Origin of the sequence: Kribbella ginsengisoli (genome assembly GCF_039537185.1) — a bacterium.
GTDB lineage: Bacteria > Actinomycetota > Actinomycetes > Propionibacteriales > Kribbellaceae > Kribbella > Kribbella koreensis.
This window is the reverse complement of sequence record NZ_BAABAA010000002.1, coordinates 952,008-975,549: the sequence shown is the minus strand read 5'-3', so window position 1 is coordinate 975,549 and position 23,542 is coordinate 952,008. Positions and strand designations below refer to the sequence as shown.

Below are 23,542 nucleotides of genomic sequence, written 5' to 3'. Positions count from 1 at the left end.
TTTCAACGATGTCGCTGGGCGGTTGCGAACGTTGAAGAGGATGACACCAAAAGGGCACGTCAGTACATACTTCACGCCAACAAGAATCGACGCCGAGTGAACAAGCCCCCACGCCAAGTGAACAGTTCTACTCGAGCAAGCCGTCCCGCCGGGCCACCGCGGCCGCCTCGGTACGACTCCGGACACCCAGCTTGGCCAGGATGTTCGACACGTGAACGCTGACCGTCTTCTCCGAGATGTACAGCTCCCGAGCCAGCTGCCGATTGGTCCGCCCCTCGGCCAGCAGAGCCAGTACTTCGGTCTCGCGCGCCGTCAACGCCGCCGGACCCGCACCCGCCCCACCGCCCTCGGCTCCGCCCAACTCATCCAGCAACGGCTTGGCGCCGAGCCGGCGAGCGGTCTCCGTCGCGAGCGCCACCTGCTCGTTCGCATCAGCCAACCGACCGGCCGCTCGCAACGCAGCCGAGAAGTGCAGCCGCGACCACGCCTGCTGATGGACGTCGCCGTACCCGAAGGCGTCGACCGCGCGCAGCCAGGCCGCGACGTGCTCGGCCGGTGTCGGCGGATCGATGTCGGCCAGCCAGCGGAGGCGCTCCCATTCCGCCTCCAGCCTGGCCAGCCATGCGATCCCCTCGGCGCCGAGCACCCGGCCGGGAGGCATCCCCTTCTCAGCTGTCGTCCGGCCGTCGCTGACCAGCTCGGCGCCACGTGCCACCAGCTCGGCGGCCGCGGTCGGTTCGTGGACGACGCGATGGCTCAGCAGCTGCAGGCCGATCGTCGAGAAGCGGACCCGGGCCGTGAACCACTCGGTCTGGAAGATGTCCGCGCACAGCGCCGACACGTCGGCGATCAGCTTCTCCGCCTCGGCGACCCGGTTCAGCGCGAGGTAGGCGTCGACGGCCGGCTGCAGCCCGATCAGCGGCGACAGCACGTCGAGCGACCACATGTTGCGCATTCGCTCCAGCTCCTCGGCGACCGAGGTATCGCCGCGACCGCCACGAACGCCGATCCCCACCGCACGCAAGGCGGCGTCCGCGACCGCCGGAGTCATGGAGTCGGTCCGCGTGGTCTCCGCGGCCTCATCCCACTCGCCCAGTACGAACTGGGTCAGCGCCAGCATCCGCCGCGCATCGAAGCCATAAACCGCCCACTGCCTCCCCAGCTCACCTGCTCTCCCAGTGGCCAGCTGGAACGCGGTCCGGGCACTGACCAGGTCACCCATCTCGTAGTGGTTCGACCCCAGCAAGAACCGGCTGCGGACCTCGGCCGCCGAGTCACCGGCCAGCTGGGCTCGTACCGCCGCCTCCTCCAACTGCTTGGCCGCGGCAACCGGATCGCCGGCCCGCCGACGCAACTGGGCAAGGGTGATCCCGGCGTCGCTCGCCGCCGACTCCTGGCCGACCTCTCGGGCGATCTGCAACGCCTCATGCGCCCAGCGCTCGGCCTCCATCGGTCGCCCGAGGGCATCCGAGACCCGCGCGTACATCGAGGCGACCTGGGCCTTGAACACCGTCGCGGGCTCGTCCGAGGTCAACCGCAGCGCTTGCGAGATCGCCTCGTGCGCTTCCTGGTCGTTGTCGATGGTGAGGGCGATCTCGGCCAGCGGCATCAGCAGCTCGGCCCGCTGGAGCCGCGGCGCGTCGGCCGGCATCTCGGCCAGCGCCTTGCGCAGCAGCTTCAGCGCACGCAGGTGTTGCGCCGACAGCGCCGCAGCAGTCGCCGTCTCGACGATCAGCCAGGTCTTGTCGATGCTCGCGTCGGGCGCCGCATTCGGCAGCAGCTCCAGCGCCATCTCGTAGTGCTTCAGCGCCTCCTGCGGCGCCGCCACCGAGATGGCCTCCTGTCCAGCTCGTACGCGCGCCTCGAAGGCAGTGGCCAGGTCGTGGGACCTGGTCGCGTGCCCGGCCAGCTCCGCCGCAGTACCGGCGACGGTCTGGTCCTTCAGAGCCTTCGCGTACGCCGCGTGCTGCCGCACGCGCTCACCTGGCAGCAGGTCGTCATACACAGCCTCCGCCAGCAGCGCATGCCGGAAGTAGTAGCTCGCATTGCCCGGGTGCTCGATGATGTGGGCGTCGATGAGCTCCCGTAGCGCCGCATCCAACTCGCGGTCGGGCAGCCCGGCCACAGCGGTCAGCAGCGTGTGCGGAACGCGTCGGCCGGCCACCGCGATCACCCGGGCGACCTGCCGGGCATCGTCCGACAGCGGGTCGAGCCGGACGAGCAGTAGGTCGGCCAGGTCCGGCGGTACGGCGTCTGCGTCGCCCATCGACGCTGCAGCGACCAGCTCCTCGGTGAAGAACGCGTTGCCGCCCGCACGCTCGAGGATGCGGAGCTCCTCCAGCTCGGGCAGCGGCTCGGTGAGCAGTGCGGTCAGCAGCGTGCGGGAGTCGGCGGCGTCCAACGGCAGCAGGCTCACCCGGCGTACGCGGGGGTTGCGGGACCACTCGGCGATCGGGCGGCGCAGCGGGTGCCGCCGGTGCAGGTCGTCGCTGCGGTAGGAGACGACGAGCGCGAGCCGCTGCGAGGTCAGCCGGGTGATCAGGAACCCGATCAGGTCGCGGCTGGAGTCGTCGGCCCAGTGCGCGTCCTCGATGATCACCACCAGCGGCTCGCTGGTCGACAGCGCGGTGAAGGCGCCCAGCACGGCATCGAAGAGCGCGGCCCGGTCGAGCTGCCCGTCCTGCGGGACCGTCTGTGCGCCGATCAGGCGGTGGGTCGGCAGCAGCCGGCCGATCGCCGGGAAGTTGGTCAGGACGCTCTCGACCACCTGCGGGCGCTCGTCGGCCAGCCGGCCGAAGATCTCGGTGAAGGGCAGGTACGGCAGACCGGCGTCGCCGAAGTCGGTGCAGTGCCCGACCAGTACGCCGAAGCCGCGCTCGTGCGCGCCGTTGGCCACCTCGTCGAGCATCCGGGTCTTGCCGACGCCGGCGTCACCGGACAGCAGGATCGCCCCGGCGCGGCGGGTCTTCGCCTCGTCCACGGCGCTGAGGAGTGCGGACAGCTCGGACGAGCGGCCGACGAGAGGTGTCGAGTTCCAGGGCACGTCGTCCATCTTCGCCCCTTGCACCGACACAATTCGACGGCATCCCGTCCGCGGAGCGTCCGCCGACAGAAAAACACCGTTCCCGACCGGGGCTATCCGGTCGGGAACGGCGGTCGCGGCGGTCATGCCGCGGTAGTGGGTCGCAGGGTGCGGCGGGCGTGCAGCGGCTCGGCCTTCTCGGCCCGCTTCGCGCGCAGCCGGCGGCCGTTGGCCCGGCCGTACTCACGCTTGATCCGCTCCTGCCGGTAGGCGGTCTCCGCCTGGATCGACTGGGTGCTCATGAACATTGACATGGTGTGTTCCTCCCTTCAGGCGCTCTTGGTGAACAGGTGGACGATGCGTCGCGTCACCGGCTTGCCGGTGGTCCTGCGGTAGTCGCGGGTGAGGCGCTCCTTGCGGTAGCTGACCTCTGCCTTGACCGACTCGTTCGTGAACATCTCGCTGCCTCCTGGCTGCTTCGGTTGATGCCCCTAATCTGCTCGTCTGAGGAGGACCGGCACATCGGAACTAGTCCCTATCCGGGGGTCCTAGGGGCCTACTAGGTAATCCGGTTGACGCCTAGGAACGGCTGGAACAGCAGTACGGCCGAGCCCCGGGTGAGGGGCTCGGCCGTACTGGATCGAGGGGGTCGGTGGTGGTCGCGCGCTCACATCGCGTGCCTGGCCTGTACCGCCGGCAGGCACGGTGTGCTGCTCACCGGCTTCCTAGGCGTGCGCTTGAACCACATCGGACGCTGGAAGTCGCGCTTGATTCGCTCCTGGCGGTAGGAGACCTCCGCTTGGAGCGCTGGCATCGTGAGATAGAACATGGTGTCCTCCGGGAGCTTCAGTCGATGCCATGACTGTGCTCGCCTGAGGAGGAGGGCCACATCAGCACTACTCCCTATGCGCCGACTAGTCGTCCCTTAGATAGGCCTCTAGCTCGTCCCTAGTGGGTGCAGTGGCCGGTCCGCGCCGGGTCACCGCAAGGGCTGCCGCTGCGTTCGCACGGCGGGCCGCCTCGGCCGGTTCCTTGCCCTGGGCAATCCCTGCCAGGAATGCCCCGGCATGCGCATCTCCAGCGCCATTGAGGTCCACAGCCTGTACTGCGAACCCGTCCACCTGCGTGACGCCCTGACCCCGTACTGCGAGCACGCAGCCGTCTGGTCCGGTGCGGACGAGCACGTCGGCCCGACAGGTCTTACCTCGTACTGCGCGAGCTGCGTCGACTGGATCCGCCTGGCCGGTCAGCAGGGTCGCCTCGGCGGCGTTGGAGCTCCACCAGTCGATGCGGTCGAGTACTGCCTCTAGTGCGCTGGTGGGGATCTCGGCGACGAGTGGGCCCGGGTCGAAGAAGACCTCGATGTCGTCGGGGAGCTTGGCTAGCCAGGGGAGGAGGGCGGCTCGGTTGGAGTCGTGCAACAGGCTGTACCCGGACAGGTACACGAGGTCGTCGTCGGCTGGGGTCGGGAGCTCGTCGCCGGTGAGGGTGGCCTCGGCGCCGCGGCTGGTGACGAAGGTGCGTTCGCCGGTGGCGTCGACGAGGGTGACGACGAAGGCGGTGTCGAGGTCCTCCCTTGCCGGGTGCAACCACTCGATGCCGGCGGTGGCAAGGGCTTCGCGGGCCATGGAGCCGAAGGGGCCGGTGCCGTGCGCACCGGCGTACAGGGTGGGGAGGCCTTGGCGGACGGCGGCAGCCATCACGTTGAAGCCGCCGCCGGGGGTGGTGGCGGTGCTGGAGGCGATGACGTCGCCGCCGCGGGGTGGGAGGTCTCCGACGGTCAGGACCAGGTCGATGACGACGTTGCCCAGGTGGAGGAGTCTCATCCGGATCGGACCTGCAGGAGTTGAGTGGCGAGTGTGTCCAGGTCGAGGTTGTTGACGGTGGCAACGGTGGAGCGGGCGTGGGCGGGGAAGCCGTCGAGGCCGTGGCAGGCGCCTGCGATCGCGCCGGCGATGGCGGCGATGGTGTCGGTGTCGCCGCCTACCGATGCGGCTAGGCGGACGGCTAGCCAGGGGTCGTCGGGGTAGGCGGCGAGGACCGCGAATGCGGCCGGTACTGATTCCTGGCTGGCCAGGCTGGTACCGACCAGGTCGTACAGAAGTGCAGACACGGCGCCCAGCCGAGGAGGGGTAGTGCCAGACGCCGTGTCGATCAGGGGGACGGCCGTATCGCCGTCGGCGGCGCGGGTTGCCGGTCCGCCGCCGGCGGCCGCGGTCGCGGGTCCGCCGCCGGGCCCGGAGCTTGCCGGCCTGCTGTCGACTGCAGAGGCGGGGCGGGTGAGGCGGGGGTCGGTCGCCAGGGAGGTGGCCCACTTGATGCGGGTGGCGATGTCTGCGCCGGCTACCCAGTGGCCGTTGGTTGAGGCTTTCGTGGCCGCTGCGATCGCGGCGGTGGTTGCTTCGGGGATGGTGGCGCCGTCTAGGCCTGCGCTGACGGCGGCGGCTACTGCTGCGGCTGCGGAGAGGGCCAGGCCGGTGTTGTGGGTTGCGGCGCTGGCGGCGATCACGCGGTCGATCAGCAGGTCGAGGTTGTCCGAAGGTGTTGCGATGCCGACCGGGGTGATCCGCATCGCGGCGCCGTTCGTCGTCCCGTACCGGCCGGTCTCGTCGATGTCCTTGCCCTGCAGGAGTTCGTCGATGGCGCGCTTGGTCGACGGCCCCAGCAGATCGAGTGACCCACGCGCCCGCATCCCGTCCTCCCACGCCAGCAACCGCTGCGCCAGCTCCCGCCCGTCAACCTTCCCACCGGACTCCACCACCAGCCGGCCCAGCAACACAGCCTGCTCGGTATCGTCCGTAACCGCCCCCGCCACCATCCCCGCCGCCAACGGCTGATCCTCCGGCGCCGCGTGAAACCCATCGACCACCTCGCCGTACCGCTCAACAATCAGTGCCCGAGGCAACGACTGGGTCGGCATCCCGAGTGCATCCCCGATCGCCAACCCGTACAGCGCGCCTGCCGCGCGTGAGCCCGCGGCGCCGGGCACCCCGCTCGGAACCAGGCCGTTCACGGCGTCACCCGCTTCGCCGCAGCTCGCACCGCGTTGCTACGAGCCATTTGAGGGGTTAACCCCTCAAATGGTGGGTTGCCCCCTCGGATGCAGGTGGGGCAACCCACCATCTCGGGGGTTAACCCCTGAGATGGCGGAGGGGCGCTCGGTCGGGCGGGGGGTGGGGGGTGTGGTGGAGGGGTGGCTGGTGCGGAGGGTGGTGTTGTCATTGGTTCGGTCCGGCGTACGTGAGGCTCAGCTCGAAGTGTTCTGGGTCCAGGAGGCTGTCTACCTGTTCGGCGAAGCGGTTATCGGGGGTGTAGCTGACTCGGCGGGTGTGGAGGAACCAGGTGCCTTCGGGGCGGCCCAGCAGAGTGGCTTCTTCGGGGTCGAGGGGGCGGCCTCGGAGGCGTTGTTCGCCGTGGTCGAGGTGGAGGCCGGCTCGGGCGAGGGTGGCGGTGATGGAGTTGTCGTCGAGGCCGCGTTCGGGGAGGTCTTGGAGTTCGTCCAACGCTGGGATGCAGCTGCGTTCGATGGAGATGGCGGCGCCGCCGACGATCACCCGCAGGCGCTGGATGACGATGACGTCGGGGGAGTCGAGGCCGAGGCGTTCGGCCAGTTCGTGGTCTTCTTCATGGGCGAGCCGCAGCATCTGCACCCGCGTCTCGACACCCTGCTGAGCCAGCGCGTGCGTCCACCCGAGCCGATCGTCCAGCGGTCGCCCGTCAAACAGTACAAACGAACCCTTGCCGGTCCGGGTAGTGATCAATCCGTCTTCACTCAGTACTGCGAGAGCCGACCGAACCGTATTGCGACTCACCGCAAAGCGCCTGGCCAGCTCCACCTCACCCGGCAGCTGATCGCCGTGCCCGACCCGCCCCGACCGGATCTCCCGCGCCAGGATGGACGCGATCCGCTCGTGCTTGAGGTTCATCCCACGGATCACTGGGTGCGTACTTCCTCGACCGTCACGACCTCCAACATCGGCGAGTACAACCGCATGATGTCGAGCGTCTTCTGATGACTCGCCTCGTCAACCCCAGCGCAGGCATCCGCAACCACCTGAACCCGTACGCCGGCATCGACCGCCGCGAGTGCCGTCGTCAACACGCAGCAATCAGTCGTCACGCCGGACAACACCAGCTGCCCGCCCGGCCCGACCGCCTCGGCCAACTCCGGCCCCCACTTGCCGAACGTCGTCTTGTCCAGGGTCGGCGCACCCCGGAACTCGTCCACCAGTTGATAGGCGTACGAGTCCGGCGGCTGCAACGCGAACGGCCACTGTTCGTAGTACGGGATCCACGACCCGGTCGGCTCCGAGGGCGCGACGAACCGGGTGAAGACGACCGTCGGGATGAGCTCGATGAGCTGCTGCGTCGGCTTGATCACCCGCTGGAAGTCGGGCGTCGCCCACCCGCTCTCCGGCTCGGCGAAGATCCGTTGCAGGTCGATCAGCGCGAGGACAGTCATGCGACCTGCTCCTGAACGCGCACTTGTGGCCGTGCCACGAAGTACTGGACCAGGAAGCCAATGACCAGCGCGAACAGTACGCCGAGGTTGGCGAACGCCCACGCGCCTTCCTTGCCGCCGAGACCCAGTGGCTTGAGCAGATAGCCCTGCCAGGTCAGCCAGCTGGCGAGGCCGTTGGTGACCAGGCCCCAGCCGATCGCCGTCGCGACCACGACGGTTGCTATCGGCAACCACTGGATGTCGCCGTACCGGCCGCGCCGGTCGAACAGCTCGGCCTCCGCGTAGTCGCGACGACGAGAGGCGATGTCGGCGAGCATGATGCCGCACCAGGCCGCCACCGGGACGCCGAGCGTGATCAGGAAGCCCTGGAACTGGGACAGGAAGCTGTCGCTGGAGAAGAAGACCACGTAGATCGTCCCGGCGATCATCACGAGGCCGTCGATGAAGGCGGCGACGTACCGCGGTGCGGGCAGCCCGACCGACAGCAGCGCGAGGCCGGAGGAGTAGATGTCCAGTACTGCGCCGCCGACCAGCCCGAGCACCGCGACGATCACGAACGGCACCAGGAACCAGGTCGGCAACGCCTCGGCCAGCGCGCCGATCGGGTCGGCCGCGATCGCACTGCTCAGGTCCTGTGACGAGCCGGCCAGCAGGAGTCCGAAGATGAACAGCACTACGGGCGCGACCGACGAGCCGAAGGTCGTCCAGCCGACCACGCCCCGGCTGGACGCAGTACGGGGTAGGTAGCGGGAGTAGTCGGCGGCGGCGTTCACCCAGCCGAGACCGAAGCCGGTCATCAGGAAGACGAGCGCGCCGACCACCGCCTGGCCCGAGCCGCTCGGCAGCGCGCTGACGGCGCTCCAGTGGACCTGGTCGGCGACGAGGATGATGTAGACGACGGTCAGTACTCCGGTGACGACCGTGATGACCGTCTGCGCGCGCATGATCAGGTCGAAGCCCAGTACGCCGCACGCCACGGTCAGCGTGCCGACGACGACCAGCGCGATCACCTTGGTGATGGAGCCGCCGCCCCAGCCGAGCCGTTCGAACACGGTCGCCGTGGCCAGCGTCGCGAGGATGGTCAGCACGGTCTCCCAGCCGACCGTCAGCAACCAGCTGATCAGCGACGGGAGCTTGTTGCCCCGTACGCCGAACGCCGCCCGGCTCAGCACCAGCGTCGGCGCCGAGCCGCGCTTGCCGGCCAGGGCGATCAGCCCGCAGAGCAGGAACGAGAAGACGATCCCGATGACTCCGGCGATCACCGCCTGCCAGAACGAGATGCCGAAGCCGAGCGCGAAGGCGCCGTAGCTGAGGCCGAGCACCGAGACGTTGGCGCCGAACCAGGGCCAGAAGAGCTGGCGTGGCGTGCCTTTGCGATCCGTGTCGCTGATGACATTGAGGCCATTGCTCTCGACCGAGAGCGCCGTGCGCCCCTCGACCGCATCGACCCGCAGCTGATCGGCCATTCGCGCTCCAACCCGAAATGAACCTGTCCAGTCCTGTCCAGTTCACGGTAGGTCGGCGGTGTCGCGGGGTCAAGGAGCTGGGGTTTGACCTAGACCGTTCTCTAGGACCTAGCGTCGGGAGCCCCCGACGCTAGGAGCTGGCTGTGCAGAGGTTCGAGAACAAGGTGGCCTTCGTGACGGGCGCCGCCCACGGGATCGGGCGGGCGACGGTACTACGCCTGGCGGCGGAGGGAGCGTTGGTCGGAGCGGCCGACATCGACGCCGAGGGGACCGCTGCTGTCGTCGCTGAGGCTGGGAGCTCCGTAGTAGCTCTCAATTGCGACATCACCTCCACTGCCTCGGTTGAGGCGGCCGTAGCGGCGACTGTCGAGCGGTTCGGGCGGCTCGACGTACTGGCCAATGTGGCCGGTCACAACCTCGCGCTGGAGGGAACGGACGAGCAGTGGGGTCGGCAGTACGACTTCACGTTCGTCGGAGCGACCCGCTGCATCGAGGCGTCGTTGCCGCATCTACTGGAGTCGCGTGGGTCCGTAGTGCTGGTCGGGTCGATCAGTGGAGAGGTAGCGCTCGGTACTGCGCCCTATGCCGCCGCGAAGGCCGCACTGGCCAACCTGGTTCGCAACCTGGCCACTGACCACGGGCCGAAGGGTGTGCGGTTCAACGTGGTCGCGCCGGCCACTGTCGCCACTGATCGGTTTATCGGCAAGGAGGCGCTGCTGGAGGAGCTCAAGGCGATCTACCCGCTCGGCCGGGTCGGCACGGGCGAGGACGTGGCCGCGGCGATCGCCTTCCTGGCCTCCGATGACGCTTCGTGGATCACCGGCATCACGCTTCCGGTGGAAGGCGGACTGACAACCGGCCCCGGGCACGTGCTGAATCTGCTCTGATGGAGCCATGCCGACTAGTGCAGCTGTAGACGGGTTCTCGCTGGCTTACGACCGCGACGGGGAGGGGCCGGCCGTCGTACTGCTCCACGGCTGGCCCGGTGACAGGACTGACTACCGGCGGCTGGTGCCGTTGCTGGTGGAGCAGGGGCATGAGGTCGTCGTACCGGATCTGCGGGGGTTCGGGGAGTCGGACAAGCATGTGGCCGACCCGGCTGCGCAGTACGGGGTCGCTGGGCAGGCGCGGAGCGTACTGGGGCTCATCGAGGAGTTGGGGCTCGATCGGCCGGTACTGGCCGGGTACGACGTCGGTAGCCGGATTGCGCAGGGGATAGCGCGCAGCCACCCGGAGCTGGTCGACGGGCTGGTGGTTGCGCCGCCGCTGCCGGGTATTGGGAAGCGGGTGTTCTCGGAGAAGGCGCAGGCGGAGTTCTGGTACCAGGCCTTCCACAAGCTGCCGGTGATCGAGTCGCTCGTCGACGGCCAGCCTGAGGCGGTACGGGCGTACCTGGAGCACTTCTGGACGCACTGGTCGGGTCCGGGCTTCGTACCCGAGCTGGATCACCTGGTGGAGATGTACTCGGCGCCGGGCGCGTTCACTGCGTCGATCAACTGGTACCGGGCCGGGGCCGGCTCGGTGGCGACGTCGGCGGCTGAGACGGCTCCGGCGTCGTACGACCGGATCGGCGTACCGACGGTGGTGCTGTGGCCGGAGTTCGATCCGCTGTTCCCGCGGGCCTGGTCGGACCGGCTCGACGACTTCTTCAGCGACGCCCGGCTGCGTCTGGTCGACGGCGTCGGCCACTACGCGCCACTCGAGTACCCAGAGATCCTCGCCGAAGAGATTGTCGGACTAGGCTGACCTCCATGCCTGACAGCCCGGTCCACCTGCCGACGCCGACGGTGCGACCGATGGTGGGCGCGCTGGCGAAGCTCGCGCCCGAGCCGGTGCGGTACCTGCTGAACTGGGGCCGCAAGTACTCGCTCTGGGTCTTCAACTTCGGCCTCGCCTGCTGCGCGATCGAGTTCATCGCCGCCTCGATGGGACGGCACGACTTCATCCGGCTCGGCGTGATCCCGTTCGCGCCCGGGCCGCGGCAGGCCGACCTGATGGTCGTGTCGGGGACCGTGACGGACAAGATGGCGCCGGCGATCAAGCGGCTGTACGACCAGATGCCGGAGCCGAAGTACGTGATCTCGTTCGGCTCCTGCTCCAACTCGGGCGGGCCGTACTGGGACTCGTACTGCGTCACCAAGGGCGTCGACCAGATCATCCCCGTCGACGTCTACGTGCCAGGCTGCCCGCCGCGGCCGGAGGCGTTGCTGCAGGGCATCCTCAAGCTGCAGGAGAAGATCGCAGGCGAGAACGTGACGTCGCGGTACGAGCCGTCTCCGCAAGCCCTGACCCGCGGATTGGTTGCCCCGCCCGAGGTATCGCAGTGAGTGATGACGTGGTCGGCGCCCTGACCGAGGCGGGCATCGCGGCGACCAAGGTGGACAGCTTCGGCCCGGAGACGATCGACGTACCGGCCGAGGCGTGGGTCGCGACGCACGAGGTGCTGCGCGACGAGGTCGGGCTGACCTTCTTCGACTTCCTCACCGCGAGCGACGAGCTCAACGACGGCTTCCGCGTCGTCACCCACGTCGCCGACTTCTGGGGCGGCGCGCATGTCGACCACCTGCTCGTGCGCACGCTCATCCCTCGCGCTGCTCCGTCGTTGGCGTCGCTGTCCGGCCTGTACGCCGGGGCGAACTGGCACGAACGCGAGACCTTCGAGATGTTCGGCATCACCTTCGACGGTCATCCGAACCTGATCCCGCTGCTGCTGCCGGACGGGTTCGAGGGGAATCCGCTGCGCAAGGAGTTCGTCCTCGCCTCGCGGATCGCCAAGCCGTGGCCGGGGGCGAAGGAGCCAGGCGAGTCCGATCACGCGCCGAAGGCCGGGGCGCCGAGTCGGCGTCGGACGTTGCCGCCGGGGGTGCCCGATCCCGAGTCGTGGGGTCCGCGGCCGCCGGGGTCGCCGGATCCGGATCCGCTGGCGCCGGCCTTGTCGGCGGCAACCCCGGCACGTCCTCGTCGAGCCGCGGGCGAGCGGCGTACGGCCAAACAAACCGAGCCGAAGCCGGTCGAGCCGGCGCCTGTCGAACCGGCGCCTGTCGAACCGGCGCCTGTCGAACCGAAGCCGGAGACTGAGTGATCCCCGATCCTTGGGAACTTGCTGCCTACACACTCGAACGCCAGCACCCGCTGACCCGGAGATGGGTGGACGACGAGACCCGGCTGGGATTGCTGGCCGAGCTGCACGCGGGAGTGGACATCCTCCTGGCGACCGACCGGTCGATTGCCGAGTCCCGCGCTGAGCGGATGGCCCCTGGTACGCCGGTAGACGCGATGCTCAACCACTGGGTGGCAGTGGCCGACGACCTCTCCGCCATGCTGAGCATGCGCTTCGAGGGCCTCGACATCACCAAGCCCTTCGTCGACGCCACCCCAATGAGCCGCCCACTGGAGCCCCGCGACCTCCCCGCCCTAGCTGCGGCAGCCCAAGACCTCTACGGCATCCATCACCCGCGCTACGTGCGGCTGCGGAGCGCAGAGCCAGTAGACGCCTTCCCCGGAGCGCTGCGCGACCGCCGCCAATACGCTGCGCTCATCAAAGACCTACAGCCCCGCAACGTCCCGCCCGGCCTGGTACTGACTCCTGCCACAAACGTGGACCACTACGAGGAAGCCCAGCGAGCCTACGACGCCGTAGACCAGGCCCACCCCGAGCACCCGACCCAGGCCCACCTCCAATCAAAGGAGAGCCTGCAGGAGTCGGTAGAAGCCGGCCGCCTCTTCGACGTCACTGTCGACGGCACCTGGGCCGGCTACGTAGGAGCCCTGACGGACAGCGAGGAAGCACTGGCCCTCCCCGCCTACGTAGTAGAAGAACTGATCCTCACCCCCGCCTTCCGGGGTAAAGGCCTGGGCACCCACCTCTCCACCCTGATGGCCCAGTCCCTCCCGCCTACCCACCCCATCCTCATAGGCACAATCCACGCCAACAACACCGGCGCCATCACCGCGGCCACCCAAGCCGGCCGCCAAAACATAGGCGGCTGGCTCCTCCAACCCCTCTAACCCCTGAAGTCGGCTGCGTGGTCTTCGGCCCATTGGTGGTAGGTGCGGGCGGGGTGGTTGAGGAGGGTTTCGACTGTGGTGGTTACTGGTTCGGGGGTGGTGACCAGGGACGCCCAGTAGGTGAGGGCGGAGTCGACGAAGGCTGGGTCTAGGCCTTGGGTGAGCATTGAGTGGCGGGCCTCAGGGGTGGGGATTTCTTCTACGCCGAGGGGCCTGTCCAGGACTTTGGCGAGGGTGGCTACCTGGGCGGCTTGGGTTAGGACCTCTGGGCCGGTGAGGGTGTGGGACTGGCCGATGTGGGTGTCGCCGAGGAGGGCTTGTACTGCTACCTCGGCGATGTCGCGTTCGTGGATGAGGGAACGGGCGGCGTTGGGGGAGGGCAGTCGGACTACGTTGCCGGTGCGGAGCTGGTCGGCCCACTCGAGGGTGTTGGTCGCGAAGCCGCCCGGGCGGAGGAAGGTCCAGTCCGCGCCCGCGTCCGTCAGCAGCAGTTCGAGCTCGCCCCACACGCCGCCGGCGGCTGGGTCGGCGTCCCTGACGCTCATTGATGACAGGTAGACGATGCGGGACACCTGCTTGGTCAGTGCGGTGACTACGTCGGCAGCGCGGTCGGCGGTGAAGGCAGGCCAGAGCAGGAAGGCTGCGTCGACACCAGTAGCTGCCTGACCGACAGCAGCAGGGTTGTAGATGTCGCCGCGTACTACCTCCACCTCCGCGGGTAGGGCGGCTAGTGCTGGGTTGCGGACGAGCGCCCGCACACCTACTCCCGCCTCCAGCAGGCCCTGTACTACGTGACGCCCGACGTTCCCGGTCGCGCCGGTGACGAGGATGGTGGTCATCTCGCAAACAACTCCTTCACTAGGTGCCACCCACCCTGCGACCTCAACGGCGGTTCAGGTCAAACCGGCGCGACGGACCACCTCAGCGCCAGCGCGATGGGGTGGCCAGTAGATAGGCTGCCGCCATGCTCGAATTCGTGGTGCGGGTCGTGGGAGTGCTGGTCGCGTTCCTCGTCGCGCCGCTCGTGGTCGGGCAGGCCGAGCACAAGGTGATGGCGCACATGCAGTCGCGGCTCGGGCCGATGTACGCCGGTGCGTTCCACGGCTGGGCGCAGTTGGTCGCCGATGGGGTGAAGTTCATCCAGAAGGAGAGCGTCACCCCGGCCGCCGCGGACAAGCGCGTCTTCGAGTGGGCGCCGATCGTCGCGATCCTGCCGTACATGGCGGCGCTCGCCGCGATCCCGCTCGCGCCGGGCATCGTCGGGGCGGATCTGGACTCGGGGCTGTTCTACGTGCTCGCGGTGATGAGCATCGGCGTACTGGGTTCGCTGATGGCGGGCTGGGCGAGCGGCAACAAGTACAGCCTGCTCGGCGGGTTGCGGGTGGCGGCGCAGTTGATGAGCTACGAGCTGCCGTTCGTACTGTCCGCCGCGAGCGTTGCTGTCGCCGCCGGGACGCTGAGCCTGAGCGGGATCGTCGGGGTGTGGAATCCGTGGTGGTTGCTCTGGCAACTGCCCGGCATGGTCGTCTTCTTCATCGCCGGGCTCGCTGAGCTGCAACGCCCGCCGTTCGACATGCCGGTGGCCGACTCCGAGGTGATCTTCGGGCCGTACACGGAGTACACCGGCCTCCGCTTCGCGATGTTCCTGCTCGCCGAGTACGCCGGAATCGTGGTACTGGCCGGCCTCACGACGGTGTTGTTCCTGGGCGGCTGGAGCGGCCCCGGGCCGGACAGCATCGGCTGGATCTGGACCGTCCTGAAGGTGGCGGCGGTGTCGTTGCTGGTCATCTGGGTGCGCGTGGCATTCCCCCGCCTACGTGCCGACCAACTCCAAAAACTTGCCTGGCAGGGCCTGGTGCCGGTGGCGCTACTCCAGCTAGCCCTCACCGGCATCGGCGTCGTCATCTTCTACTGAACACTCCCGTCCTGCCGTCTCCGCGTCTGGGGGTCGCCAGGTGTCCTCAGGGCGTTGCCAGCGCTTCCGTGGGGGAGAGGCGGGAGGCTCGGATGGCTGGGTAGAGGCCGGCCAGGCCGCCGATCAACAGGGTCGCCGCGATGCCGCCGGTCAACGCCCAGAGGGGGAGGACTGTCAGCCAGCCTTGGTACGAGGCGTAGGCGGCGGTTACTGCGCTGCCGAGGATTGCGCCGCCGACGCCGCCTAGAGCTGAGAGCAGCAGCGACTCGGTGAGGAACTGGGTCCGGATCTGGCCTCTGGTCGCGCCGAGGGAGCGTCGGAGGCCGATCTCGGCGCGGCGCTCCAGTACGGAGATCACCATGATGTTGGCGACGCCGACACCACCGACGACCAGGGCGACCGCGCCGAGGCCGAGCAGCAGTGCCGTGAACGCGTCACCGGCCGCCTGCTTCGCGGCGAGGGCGTCGGAGGGGCGGGAGACGTCGACCTCGTTGGGCGCCTCGGGGTTGGCGGTGGCGCCGAGTACTTCGCGTACTGACTCGACCTGGCTGTCCGGCGTACGGGTGTAGATCTTCGTCGCGTGACCGTCGAAGCCCAGCGTGGAATCCGCCGCGCGCCAGCCGATGAGAGCAGCGCTGTCCAGCTCAGGCGCCAGCGCGGCTGGCTCGAGGATCCCCAGAACGGTGAACCACTCGTCCCCGATCAGCACCTTGGTGTCCGCACCCGACCGATTGATCCCCAGCCGCTCAGCCGCCGCCGACCCCAGCACCGTCGCCGGATACGACCCGGTTGCCGCATCCAGCCATCGCCCATTGCGCACGGTCGCCCCGATGGTCTCCAGCAGATCGGTACGTGCCGCGTACGCCGCAATCCCATTGGTCTGGATCGCCGGAATCCGATCACTCCGATAGACCGAAGCCCCATCCACCAACCCGATGGCCGACAACGCCTCCACCGGCCCGATCCGCCGAACCATCCCCTCCGCCGCCAACGGCAACTCCGCCGCCTCCCCCGTCAACCGAGTCCCCGGCGCCACCGTCAGCAAGTTGGTCCCCAACGCATCCAACGTCTCATCCAGCTCAGCCCGCGAAGAAGCCGAAATCCCCACCACACTCACCATCGCCGCAATCCCGATAGCAATCCCCAACGCCGACAAGAACGCCCGCCCCGGCCGAGTCCGCAACCCCACCCCACCAACCCGAACCAAATCCCCAACCCCCAACCGCCCAGGCTGAAGCCCCCGTCCACTCCGCTGCGGTGGGACTGCTCGTCCGCCGCGCTCCGAGGACGCTGCCTGCGCATCTGGTTCGAGCGGGGCGACCTCGCTGTTCCGCTCGGGCGGGGATGTGTCGGCACTGGCACCGGCTTCTCGCGGCGCGGTCGGCTGCGACTCCGTCGCTCCCGCTCCCGCTTCCGGTGCCGCGGGTCCACTCCGTTCGGGTGGAACTGCTGGCCAATCGGCTCCTGGCTTGTCCTCGGTCATGGGTGGAGCTCCTGGGTTAGGTGGCCGTCTCGCATGTGGAGTTGGCGGGGGAGGGAGGCGGCTATTTCCCGGTCGTGGGTGATGATGACGACGGTGGTGCCGGTGGTGTTCAGGTCGTGGAGTAGTTGCATGACGGTGGCGCCGGAGGTGGAGTCGAGGGCGCCGGTTGGTTCGTCGGCCAGCAGGACGGCGGGGGTGCCGGCTACTGCTCGGGCGATGGCTACTCGTTGGCGTTCGCCGCCGGAGAGTTCGTGGGGGTGGTGGGTCAGGCGGTGGCCCAGGCCGACCCGTTCGAGGGCGGCGGCGGCTCGTTTGCGGCGTTCGGGGCGGCGTAGGCCGGAGTAGAGGAGGCCGTCGGCGACGTTGTCCAGGGCCGGTACGCCGGAAGCCAGGTGGAACTGCTGGAAGACGAAACCGATTCGGCTCGCCCGCAACGCCGACAAACCCGCGTCGGACAGTTGGGCCACGTCGTAGTGGTCGATGCGGACCTGGCCTGTTGTCGGGCGGTCCAGGGTGCCGATCACGTTCAGCATCGTTGATTTGCCGGATCCGGACGGGCCGACGATCGCGACCAGTTCGCCGGCCTCGATTCGCAGCGATACGCCGGCCAGCGCGGCGACGCCACCGGCGTACACCTTCGTCACCTCGGTGAGCTCGATCATTTCGGCACCGCCACGGCCAGCCCCTCGACGATCCCGGCCCCGCTGACCTCGACCCGTCCGGCCGCGAACAGCCCGGTCTTCACCGGCCGGTACTTCGGTGTGCCCGCGACCTCGACCCCGAACCCACCCTCCTGCAAGGCAAGCAGCGCCGAGACCGGCACCGTCAGCACACCCTTCCGCTCCGCCGCGGTGAACGTCACGTCAACCGAAGCCAACGCGTACGCCGCCACCGCCTTCTGGTTGCCCAAGGCAATGACCACGGAGACCTCGGTCGTGGGATCCTGATCCGGCGACGCGGCCGGCACGATCACCGTCGACACCTCGGAGACCTTGCCCGCGACCGTCGTGTCATCCGGCAATGTCACCGACACCGTCGCGCCCTTCTTGGCCAGCCGCTGGTCCGCAGCCTCCAACGACACCGTCACAGCCTTCGTCGTCCCCGTGTAGCTGAGCACTTTCTGCCCAGGCGCAACCGGATCGGACACCGCCGCCTCCAGGCTGTCCACCCGCACCGCCGAAGGCGCGAACACAACCTGCCCCAGCTCAACTACCCCCGTCTCCGGCAACCCGCGATCCTCCTGCCACTCCTCCACCGCCTCCGCGGTAGCCGAAGTGAACGTGTCGTCGACGGTAAACCCCTTGTATCCAAGGGCTTTGAGGTTCCGCTCAAGCTGCAGCACGTCAGCTCCCTCGCTGTCCTCCGCCAACCGCCGGTACGCCGGCAGCGCGCCGTAAAACAGAGTCGTGGGCAAGTTGTTAACCCGGTAAAGCGTTTCCCCTCGCCCGACCTGCTCTCCGCTCTCGGGAAGCCAAGTGAGCGTCCCGGCAGCCCTGCTGGTCGCGGTGGTGGTCGTGCCATAGGCGAGCTCGCCATCAGCCGTCTCGGTGTCCTTGAGCGTCTGCCGGGTGACCTTGGCAGTGTTGGTCAGCGCCGCCGGACTCTCGCCCGCAGCCTCACTGCTGTCGCCCCGAGTCAGCAGCCCGGCTGTGAGTCCACCACTCGCAGCCAGTACCGCGACCGCCGTCAGCACAGTCCGGCGCGCCATCACTTACCGGCCAGGATCGGCTGGCAGGCCTCTTGCGCCTTCGGGAAGTCCGGGTCCTCCCCGGCCGCCCGGTCGATCATCACCCCGCGCTGACCGGGCTTCGGGTCCGGGAACTTCTCCACTCCGTGTTCCCGCATGCAGGCGGCGAACTTGCGGCCGTTCTCCTCCTGCTGGGGATCGGGCCCCGCCTCCCCTTGCGGGTTGAACTCCTGGCAGTCCTCCATCGCCTTCTGCATGTCCTCCTGGCTGATCCCGCTGCTCGGGTCGAGCTTGATCATCGGGCCCTTGCCCGGTTCCGGATCGGGCACGTCGATGCCGTGCTCACGCAGGCATTGGGTGAACTTCACGCTCTTCTCGTCCCGGCTGAGGCCCTCGCTGCCGGGGCTGGTGCTGGTGCCGGCCCCGGCGCTCGTGCCCGTGGTGGGCTGAGCGCCGCTGCCGGAGGCGACTTGGTTGTCCTGGCCATCGGTGTCGGACCCGCAGCCGGTGAGGGCGATGGCGAGGGCGATGGTGGCCAGCGCGCCGAGGGCGTGCTTTCGCGTCACGGTCTTCTCCTTGAGGAATGGGGATGCCGGCCTCAAGACAAGTCGCGACGGCGTTTCCCTGCTGTTTCCTGCTCGGGTAACACCGGGGAAACGCGGCGTCGGGGATCATGGACAGTCACGACGGAAGGTGGCGTTGCGATGCGGGTACTGGTGGCCGAGGACGAACCGTTGCTCGCGGCAGCGATCGCGGAGTGGCTGCGGGACGAGCCGCATGCCGTCGACGTCGCGCCGGACGGTGAGTCCGCGCTCGAGCGGCTGGCGGTCAATCAGTACGACGTACTGGTACTGGATCGCGACCTCCCCGTCGTCCACGGCGACGAGGTCTGCAAGCAGGTAGTCGCATCCGGATCGCCCACTCGCGTACTGATGCTCACGGCCGCAGCAACCGTCACCGACCGGGTCGACGGGCTTGGGCTCGGCGCCGACGACTACCTGACCAAACCGTTCGCCTTCCCCGAGTTGGCGGCCCGCGTGCTCGCCCTCGGCCGGCGCAGCCGCCCTGCCGATCCGCCGGTACTACGACGCGCCGGCCTAGCCCTGGATCCGTCGCGGCATGAGGTCTTCCGGGACGGACGCTATGTACCGCTCGCGAAGAAGGAGTTCGCCGTACTGGCCGAGCTGCTGCGTGCCGACGGCGCGACCGTGTCGGCGGAACAGCTGCTGGAGAAGGCCTGGGACGAGCACGTCGACCCGTTCACCGGCGTGGTCCGACTCACCATCCTCAAGCTGCGGCGCAAGCTCGGCGACCCCGCCGTTGTCGAGACCGTCACCGGCGTCGGGTACCGGATCCCATGAAGCTGACCCTGCGCGCCCGCCTGATGCTGATCTACACGGGCCTCTTCCTGGTCGCCGGTGTGCTCCTCCTGGCCGTCACGTATGCCCTCTTCAGCAACCAGCTCTCCAGAGACCACCGGGTGATCATCCAAGGTAAGTACCTCTCACCACCAGCCAGTACGCCGACGGCGAGCGAAGAAAAGGTGCCCACCAAAGAGCTGTACGTGATGAACAGCGCCGGCGACGTGCTGACCGGGCCGGACGCCGAGGAGGTGATGCGAGAGCAGAACGCGCGCGTCAAAGCGGCCGCCACGAAGACCCTGCTGGCCCAGGGGAGTATCGCCCTGGTCATCGTCGGCGGGCTGGCCGCTGGGTTCGGGTGGCTGGTCGCGGGGCGGGTGCTGGCGCCGCTGCATCGGGTGACCGACACCGCCAAGCGGATCGCGGCGGCGCCCGCAGCAGGTCGCGGTCTGCATGAGCGGATCGCGTTGAAGGGTCCGGACGACGAGGTGAAGAATCTGGCCGACGCCTTCGACACGATGGTCGAGCGGCTCGACCACTCGTTCGACGGGCAGCGGAGGTTTGTCGCCAACGCGTCGCACGAGCTCCGTACGCCGCTCACTCTCGGCCGCGCGCTGGTCGAGGTCGCCATGCATCGCAAGACCGCCTCCGACGACGTACGGCAACTCGGTGAGACGTTGCTGGAGATCAACGCCCGGCACGAGCAGCTCATTGGCGGCCTGCTTCTGCTGGCGGATTCGGAGAAGCAGGTCACGGCCACGTACCCGGTGAATCTCGCCGACGTGATCACGCACGTCACCGCCCAGCTCACGCCGGAGGCCGAGACGGCTGGCGTCAGCATCACCACCGAGCCTGGTGATGCGCCGGCGACCGGCGACGCGCTCCTGCTCGAACGCCTTGTCCACAACCTGGTGGAGAACGGGATCCGGCACAACCTGTCCGATGGCGGGTGGGTCCACGTGGTCAGCCGAACGGCGGGGGAGCGGGTCGAGGTGGAGGTGACGAACAGTGGGCCGAGCGTTCCGCCGTACGAGGTGGATGGGCTGTTCAAGCCGTTCCATCGGCTGGCCGACGATCGGCTGGTCGGGGCCAAGGGGGCGGGGTTGGGGTTGTCGATCGTGCAGTCGGTCGCCCAGGCGCACGACGGGTCGGTCAGCGCGAAACCACGGGAGGTGGGCGGGCTGGCGATTATTGTGAGCCTGCCTGTCGATCCGGGCTGAGGGCGTTCGTGTAGGAGGTAAAGGAGGCAGCATGAAGCAGTACCTGCTCAGCATTTACCAGCCTGACGGACCGGCGCCGGCGCCCGAGATCCTTGAGCCGATCATGAAGAATCTCGCCGTCTGGAACGACGAACTGCGGGCGGCCGGGGCGTGGGTGTTCAGCGCCGGACTGCATCCGCCGGAGTCCGCGACGGTACTCCGCGCCGACGGCGACGAAGTCCTGCTGACCGATGGGCCGTTCACGGAGGGCAAGGAGCATCTCGGCGGCTTCACCGTCGTGCAAGCGGCCGATCTCGACGAGGCGCTGGCCTGGGCCCGCAAACTAGCTGCCATCCTCAAACCCCTGTCCATCGAAGTCCGCCCCTTCACCGGATGACCGACCACCCCGAGCGCCCGGCTCCCGCGCAGCCGGAGAGTCCGCGGCCCCCGTCGCCGCAGTCGGCGGAGCCGGAGCAACCGGTCCCCGGTCAGCCGGTGGTGGTGTCTGCGGCCGAGGTGGCGGGTGTGTTTCGGACCGAGCATGGGCGGGCGGTCGCCGTGCTGGCTCGGGTGTTCGGGGATCTGGATATCGCGGAGGACTCGGTTCAGGAGGCCTTTGCGAAGGCCTTGGAGAAGTGGCCGGCGGACGGGCTCCCACCCAGCCCGGCCGGCTGGATCATCACGACCGCGCGCAACCGCGCGATCGACCGCCTGCGCCGCGAGTCCTCCCGCGAGGACAAGCACGCCCAGGCCGCGCTGCTGCATGCCCAGGACGAACCAGCGGAGGAGGGGATTGTGCGCGACGACCGGCTCCGCCTGATCTTCACCTGCTGCCACCCCGCCCTGGCCCTGAACGTCCGCGTCGCCCTCACCCTGCGCCTGCTCGGCGGCCTCACCACCACCGAGATCGCGCACGCGTTCCTCGTCCCGGAATCGACGATGGCGCAGCGGATCGTCCGCGCGAAGGCGAAGATCCGCACCGCGGGCATCCCGTATCGCGTGCCCTACGAGGCGGACCTTCCCGAACGCGTCCGTGGTGTACTAGCGGTCGTCTACCTGATCTTCAACGAGGGGTACGCCGCTTCGTCCGGCGACGAACTCATCCGCACCGAACTCTGCCAAGAAGCCGTCCGCCTCGGCCGGCTCCTCGTCGAGCTGATGCCCGATGAACCCGAAGCAGTCGGCCTCCTCGCCCTGATGCTGCTCCAGGAATCCCGCCGCCCGGCCCGAGTCGACGCCACCGGCGCAATGGTCCTGCTGACCGACCAGGACCGCGACCTCTGGGATCGAGCGCTGATCGCCGAAGGGCAAGACCTGGTACGCCGATGCCTGCGCCGCGGCCGGCCCGGTCCGTACCAGTTGCAAGCGGCGATGAACGCGGTCCACAGCGACGCCGCCTCTGCGGCCGACACCGACTGGGGCCAGATCGTCCAGCTGTACGACCACCTGCTCACCTTCGAGCCGACCCCGATCGTCGAGCTCAACCGAGCCGTCGCGGTCGGCGAGGTGGACGGGCCGGCCGCTGCCCTCGCACTGGTCGACGACCTCGACCTCGGTGGCTACTACCTCTTCCACGCGATCCGCGCCGAACTCCTCAAGCGCCTGGACCGGCGCGACGAGGCGGCCTCGGCGTACCGGGCGGCGCTGGAACTGACCGTCAACACGGCAGAGCGCGACTTCCTGCAGCGCAGCCTCGACGCCCTCTGAGATTCACCCGCTCGCCACATCCGGGCGCTTGATCCGCACGCCCATCTTCAGCAGCGGGAGAGCAACGTCCGGGCGCGTGGCGTGTTCGCTGTCGTTCGGGACGCCGTCAGCCCGACGGAGCAGCCTCCGCCGACGCACCGTGCCGGCGATCCCACCGATGACGGCGAGGAACGGCGCCATAAACAGCGCCGGATCGGTCCACTCGTAGTGGTCAGGCGCAGTCGCGAACCAGCTGGGCGCGACGTTGGCGACAACCAGCGTGGCTGCGCCGGTCAGGCACCAGATCAGTGGCTGGTATCGGCCCATCCCAAGACCGGACGGCCGACTAGGGTCGGTTGCCATGGGTGACGGGTTTGAGCTGATCTGCGAGGTGGAGCCGCCGACGCGGCCGGATCTCAAGAAGGTGCGGCACCAGATCGGGGTGATGAGTCCGATCGCGGATGCGTTTCTGATTCCGGACAACCACATCGGGCGGGCAACGGTCAGCAGTGTTGCCGTGGCCAACGAGGTGCAGGCGATGGGGGCTCGGGGGATCGCGTGCCTGAACTCCCGCGATCGGAACCTGCTCGGTTTCCGCCGGGACCTGCTCACGGCGGCGGCGTACGGGGTGGAGCAGTTCCTCTTCGTTCACGGGGACGACCCGACCGAAGGCGCGCGGACCAGTCAGCTCACCGTGCGGACGATGATCGACGAGGCCCGGGCGACCAGCTTTCCGGGGATCGAGCCGTTTCAGGTCGGCGCGGCGACGCGGCTGCGCGCAGTACCGGGTTGGAAGGCCGAGGCCGACTTCCTTTACGTGCAGGTCAGCTATGACCTCGACGAGCTGCTCAGGTGGCGCGACAGCGTGGACCTGAACATCCCCGTGTACGCCGGGGTGATGGTGCTCGCGAGCGCCAAAATGGCCGCTGACCTGGCGAAACTGCCCCAGCTGACCATCCCCGACGCGCTCGTCGCCGCCGTCGAGCGCGACCGCGACGCAGGTGTGGAGGCTGCCTGCGAGCAGATCCTGCGGATCCGGGACAGTGGCGCGTTCCAGGGTGTCCATCTCATTCCGGTGAGCCGTTACCGGCAGGTCGCGGCACGCCTGGAACGCGAACTCTGACACCGGTTGGCACCGTCACCGGCCGAAACCGACTAATGTCAGCGTGCAGAGCTGACTGAGGGAGGAGGGGGCATGGTCGTACCAGGCAAGGGTCTGATCGATGGCCTGAAGGTCACCGCCAAGACGCTGG

Annotated in this window: 25 protein-coding genes; 11 read left to right on the top strand and 14 right to left on the bottom strand. The window is 68.6% G+C overall.

Features of this window, described 5'->3' with window-relative positions:
* Positions 1-127 precede the first annotated feature (127 nt).
* The 8 genes from ABD768_RS12105 to ABD768_RS12070 all read right to left on the bottom strand — a co-directional run bounded on the left by ABD768_RS12105 (position 128) and on the right by ABD768_RS12070 (position 8,950).
* Positions 128-3,052, bottom strand: a complete 2,925-nt coding sequence (locus ABD768_RS12105) for a helix-turn-helix transcriptional regulator (RefSeq protein WP_344840321.1) — start codon at positions 3,050-3,052, stop codon at positions 128-130.
* 113 nt (positions 3,053-3,165) lie between these two features.
* Positions 3,166-3,336: a hypothetical protein gene (locus ABD768_RS12100; RefSeq protein WP_343976019.1), complete on the bottom strand. Its 171-nt coding sequence runs from the start codon at positions 3,334-3,336 to the stop codon at positions 3,166-3,168.
* Between the two features lie 15 nt (positions 3,337-3,351).
* Complete coding sequence (locus ABD768_RS12095) at positions 3,352-3,480, bottom strand: hypothetical protein (RefSeq protein ID WP_343976021.1); 129 nt, start codon at positions 3,478-3,480, stop codon at positions 3,352-3,354.
* A 456-nt stretch (positions 3,481-3,936) separates the two neighbouring features.
* Positions 3,937-4,848: a PfkB family carbohydrate kinase gene (locus ABD768_RS12090; RefSeq protein WP_344840316.1), complete on the bottom strand. Its 912-nt coding sequence runs from the start codon at positions 4,846-4,848 to the stop codon at positions 3,937-3,939.
* On the bottom strand, positions 4,845-6,035 hold the full coding sequence (locus ABD768_RS12085) for an ADP-ribosylglycohydrolase family protein (protein ID WP_344840313.1): 1,191 nt from the start codon (positions 6,033-6,035) through the stop codon (positions 4,845-4,847). The genes ABD768_RS12090 and ABD768_RS12085 overlap by 4 nt, the downstream gene beginning before the upstream one ends.
* A gap of 205 nt (positions 6,036-6,240) precedes the next feature.
* Positions 6,241-6,948, bottom strand: coding sequence for a GntR family transcriptional regulator (locus ABD768_RS12080; RefSeq protein WP_344840311.1), 708 nt, complete (start codon positions 6,946-6,948; stop codon positions 6,241-6,243).
* Positions 6,949-6,956: 8 nt separating this feature from the next.
* Complete coding sequence (locus ABD768_RS12075) at positions 6,957-7,484, bottom strand: cysteine hydrolase family protein (protein WP_344840308.1); 528 nt, start codon at positions 7,482-7,484, stop codon at positions 6,957-6,959.
* Positions 7,481-8,950, bottom strand: coding sequence for a purine-cytosine permease family protein (locus ABD768_RS12070; RefSeq protein ID WP_344840305.1), 1,470 nt, complete (start codon positions 8,948-8,950; stop codon positions 7,481-7,483). The genes ABD768_RS12075 and ABD768_RS12070 overlap by 4 nt, the downstream gene beginning before the upstream one ends.
* Positions 8,951-9,093: 143 nt before the next feature.
* Between ABD768_RS12070 and ABD768_RS12065 the strand changes: the two genes are divergently transcribed.
* The 5 genes from ABD768_RS12065 to ABD768_RS12045 are packed head-to-tail and all read left to right on the top strand — an operon-like array spanning position 9,094 to position 12,958.
* Positions 9,094-9,837, top strand: coding sequence for an SDR family NAD(P)-dependent oxidoreductase (locus ABD768_RS12065; RefSeq protein ID WP_344840302.1), 744 nt, complete (start codon positions 9,094-9,096; stop codon positions 9,835-9,837).
* Positions 9,838-9,844: 7 nt separating this feature from the next.
* A complete protein-coding gene (locus ABD768_RS12060) occupies positions 9,845-10,696 on the top strand; it encodes an alpha/beta fold hydrolase (RefSeq protein WP_343976039.1) in 852 nt (283 codons plus the stop codon).
* A gap of 5 nt (positions 10,697-10,701) precedes the next feature.
* Entirely contained in the window at positions 10,702-11,277 is a 576-nt protein-coding gene (locus ABD768_RS12055) for an NADH-quinone oxidoreductase subunit B (protein ID WP_425552155.1), read from the top strand.
* Positions 11,274-12,032, top strand: coding sequence for an NADH-quinone oxidoreductase subunit C (locus ABD768_RS12050; RefSeq protein WP_344840299.1), 759 nt, complete (start codon positions 11,274-11,276; stop codon positions 12,030-12,032). The genes ABD768_RS12055 and ABD768_RS12050 overlap by 4 nt, the downstream gene beginning before the upstream one ends.
* Positions 12,029-12,958: a GNAT family N-acetyltransferase gene (locus ABD768_RS12045; protein ID WP_344840297.1), complete on the top strand. Its 930-nt coding sequence runs from the start codon at positions 12,029-12,031 to the stop codon at positions 12,956-12,958. The genes ABD768_RS12050 and ABD768_RS12045 overlap by 4 nt, the downstream gene beginning before the upstream one ends.
* Here the strand turns inward: ABD768_RS12045 and ABD768_RS12040 are convergent.
* Positions 12,955-13,797, bottom strand: coding sequence for an SDR family oxidoreductase (locus ABD768_RS12040; RefSeq protein ID WP_344840295.1), 843 nt, complete (start codon positions 13,795-13,797; stop codon positions 12,955-12,957). The genes ABD768_RS12045 and ABD768_RS12040 overlap by 4 nt on opposite strands.
* A gap of 125 nt (positions 13,798-13,922) precedes the next feature.
* Here ABD768_RS12040 and ABD768_RS12035 point away from each other — a divergent pair, with 125 nt between their 5' ends.
* Positions 13,923-14,873 (top strand): complex I subunit 1/NuoH family protein, encoded by a 951-nt coding sequence (locus tag ABD768_RS12035; protein WP_344840293.1) that lies wholly within the window; start codon positions 13,923-13,925, stop codon positions 14,871-14,873.
* Positions 14,874-14,919: 46 nt separating this feature from the next.
* Here the strand turns inward: ABD768_RS12035 and ABD768_RS12030 are convergent, their stop codons facing one another.
* From ABD768_RS12030 to ABD768_RS12015, 4 genes are all read right to left on the bottom strand, one after another.
* Entirely contained in the window at positions 14,920-16,062 is a 1,143-nt protein-coding gene (locus ABD768_RS12030) for an ABC transporter permease (protein ID WP_344840291.1), read from the bottom strand.
* A 290-nt stretch (positions 16,063-16,352) separates the two neighbouring features.
* Entirely contained in the window at positions 16,353-17,018 is a 666-nt protein-coding gene (locus ABD768_RS12025) for an ABC transporter ATP-binding protein (RefSeq protein WP_343976055.1), read from the bottom strand.
* A complete protein-coding gene (locus tag ABD768_RS12020; RefSeq protein WP_344840288.1) occupies positions 17,015-18,064 on the bottom strand; it encodes a peptidoglycan-binding protein in 1,050 nt (349 codons plus the stop codon). Before ABD768_RS12020 ends, ABD768_RS12025 begins: the two co-directional genes overlap by 4 nt.
* Entirely contained in the window at positions 18,064-18,609 is a 546-nt protein-coding gene (locus tag ABD768_RS12015) for a hypothetical protein (RefSeq protein ID WP_344840286.1), read from the bottom strand. Before ABD768_RS12015 ends, ABD768_RS12020 begins: the two co-directional genes overlap by 1 nt.
* Positions 18,610-18,747: 138 nt before the next feature.
* Between ABD768_RS12015 and ABD768_RS12010 the strand changes: the two genes are divergently transcribed.
* From ABD768_RS12010 to ABD768_RS11995, 4 genes are read left to right on the top strand one after another with little or no spacing between them, the layout of a single operon-like run.
* On the top strand, positions 18,748-19,404 hold the full coding sequence (locus ABD768_RS12010; RefSeq protein ID WP_344840284.1) for a response regulator transcription factor: 657 nt from the start codon (positions 18,748-18,750) through the stop codon (positions 19,402-19,404).
* The gene (locus ABD768_RS12005; protein WP_344840282.1) at positions 19,401-20,624 is read left to right on the top strand and encodes a sensor histidine kinase; all 1,224 of its coding nucleotides are present in this window, start codon (positions 19,401-19,403) and stop codon (positions 20,622-20,624) included. Before ABD768_RS12010 ends, ABD768_RS12005 begins: the two co-directional genes overlap by 4 nt.
* Before the next feature lie 31 nt (positions 20,625-20,655).
* Positions 20,656-21,000, top strand: a complete 345-nt coding sequence (locus ABD768_RS12000; protein WP_344840280.1) for a YciI family protein — start codon at positions 20,656-20,658, stop codon at positions 20,998-21,000.
* Positions 20,997-22,310, top strand: coding sequence for an RNA polymerase sigma factor (locus ABD768_RS11995; RefSeq protein WP_344840277.1), 1,314 nt, complete (start codon positions 20,997-20,999; stop codon positions 22,308-22,310). Before ABD768_RS12000 ends, ABD768_RS11995 begins: the two co-directional genes overlap by 4 nt.
* A 3-nt stretch (positions 22,311-22,313) precedes the next feature.
* Here the strand turns inward: ABD768_RS11995 and ABD768_RS11990 are convergent, their stop codons facing one another.
* Positions 22,314-22,616, bottom strand: a complete 303-nt coding sequence (locus tag ABD768_RS11990; RefSeq protein ID WP_344840274.1) for a hypothetical protein — start codon at positions 22,614-22,616, stop codon at positions 22,314-22,316.
* A gap of 34 nt (positions 22,617-22,650) precedes the next feature.
* Between ABD768_RS11990 and ABD768_RS11985 the strand changes: the two genes are divergently transcribed.
* Positions 22,651-23,412, top strand: coding sequence for a methylenetetrahydrofolate reductase (locus ABD768_RS11985; RefSeq protein ID WP_344840272.1), 762 nt, complete (start codon positions 22,651-22,653; stop codon positions 23,410-23,412).
* Positions 23,413-23,542: the final 130 nt, after the last annotated feature.

What these genes read in the sequence shown, in the direction of transcription:
- ABD768_RS12005 (WP_344840282.1), top strand. Translation starts at nt 19,401, where the DNA reads ATGAAGCTGACCCTGCGCGCCCGCCTGATGCTGATCTACACGGGCCTC.
- ABD768_RS12075 (WP_344840308.1), bottom strand. Translation starts at nt 7,484, where the DNA reads ATGACTGTCCTCGCGCTGATCGACCTGCAACGGATCTTCGCCGAGCCG.
- ABD768_RS12095 (WP_343976021.1), bottom strand. Translation starts at nt 3,480, where the DNA reads ATGTTCACGAACGAGTCGGTCAAGGCAGAGGTCAGCTACCGCAAGGAG.
- ABD768_RS12080 (WP_344840311.1), bottom strand. Translation starts at nt 6,948, where the DNA reads ATGAACCTCAAGCACGAGCGGATCGCGTCCATCCTGGCGCGGGAGATC.
- ABD768_RS11985 (WP_344840272.1), top strand. Translation starts at nt 22,651, where the DNA reads ATGGGTGACGGGTTTGAGCTGATCTGCGAGGTGGAGCCGCCGACGCGG.
- ABD768_RS12035 (WP_344840293.1), top strand. Translation starts at nt 13,923, where the DNA reads ATGCTCGAATTCGTGGTGCGGGTCGTGGGAGTGCTGGTCGCGTTCCTC.
- ABD768_RS12100 (WP_343976019.1), bottom strand. Translation starts at nt 3,336, where the DNA reads ATGTCAATGTTCATGAGCACCCAGTCGATCCAGGCGGAGACCGCCTAC.
- ABD768_RS12090 (WP_344840316.1), bottom strand. Translation starts at nt 4,848, where the DNA reads ATGAGACTCCTCCACCTGGGCAACGTCGTCATCGACCTGGTCCTGACC.
- ABD768_RS12070 (WP_344840305.1), bottom strand. Translation starts at nt 8,950, where the DNA reads ATGGCCGATCAGCTGCGGGTCGATGCGGTCGAGGGGCGCACGGCGCTC.
- ABD768_RS12040 (WP_344840295.1), bottom strand. Translation starts at nt 13,797, where the DNA reads ATGACCACCATCCTCGTCACCGGCGCGACCGGGAACGTCGGGCGTCAC.
- ABD768_RS12060 (WP_343976039.1), top strand. Translation starts at nt 9,845, where the DNA reads ATGCCGACTAGTGCAGCTGTAGACGGGTTCTCGCTGGCTTACGACCGC.
- ABD768_RS11990 (WP_344840274.1), bottom strand. Translation starts at nt 22,616, where the DNA reads ATGGGCCGATACCAGCCACTGATCTGGTGCCTGACCGGCGCAGCCACG.
- ABD768_RS12025 (WP_343976055.1), bottom strand. Translation starts at nt 17,018, where the DNA reads ATGATCGAGCTCACCGAGGTGACGAAGGTGTACGCCGGTGGCGTCGCC.
- ABD768_RS12105 (WP_344840321.1), bottom strand. Translation starts at nt 3,052, where the DNA reads ATGGACGACGTGCCCTGGAACTCGACACCTCTCGTCGGCCGCTCGTCC.
- ABD768_RS12055 (WP_425552155.1), top strand. Translation starts at nt 10,702, where the DNA reads ATGCCTGACAGCCCGGTCCACCTGCCGACGCCGACGGTGCGACCGATG.
- ABD768_RS12000 (WP_344840280.1), top strand. Translation starts at nt 20,656, where the DNA reads ATGAAGCAGTACCTGCTCAGCATTTACCAGCCTGACGGACCGGCGCCG.
- ABD768_RS12010 (WP_344840284.1), top strand. Translation starts at nt 18,748, where the DNA reads ATGCGGGTACTGGTGGCCGAGGACGAACCGTTGCTCGCGGCAGCGATC.
- ABD768_RS12020 (WP_344840288.1), bottom strand. Translation starts at nt 18,064, where the DNA reads ATGGCGCGCCGGACTGTGCTGACGGCGGTCGCGGTACTGGCTGCGAGT.
- ABD768_RS11995 (WP_344840277.1), top strand. Translation starts at nt 20,997, where the DNA reads ATGACCGACCACCCCGAGCGCCCGGCTCCCGCGCAGCCGGAGAGTCCG.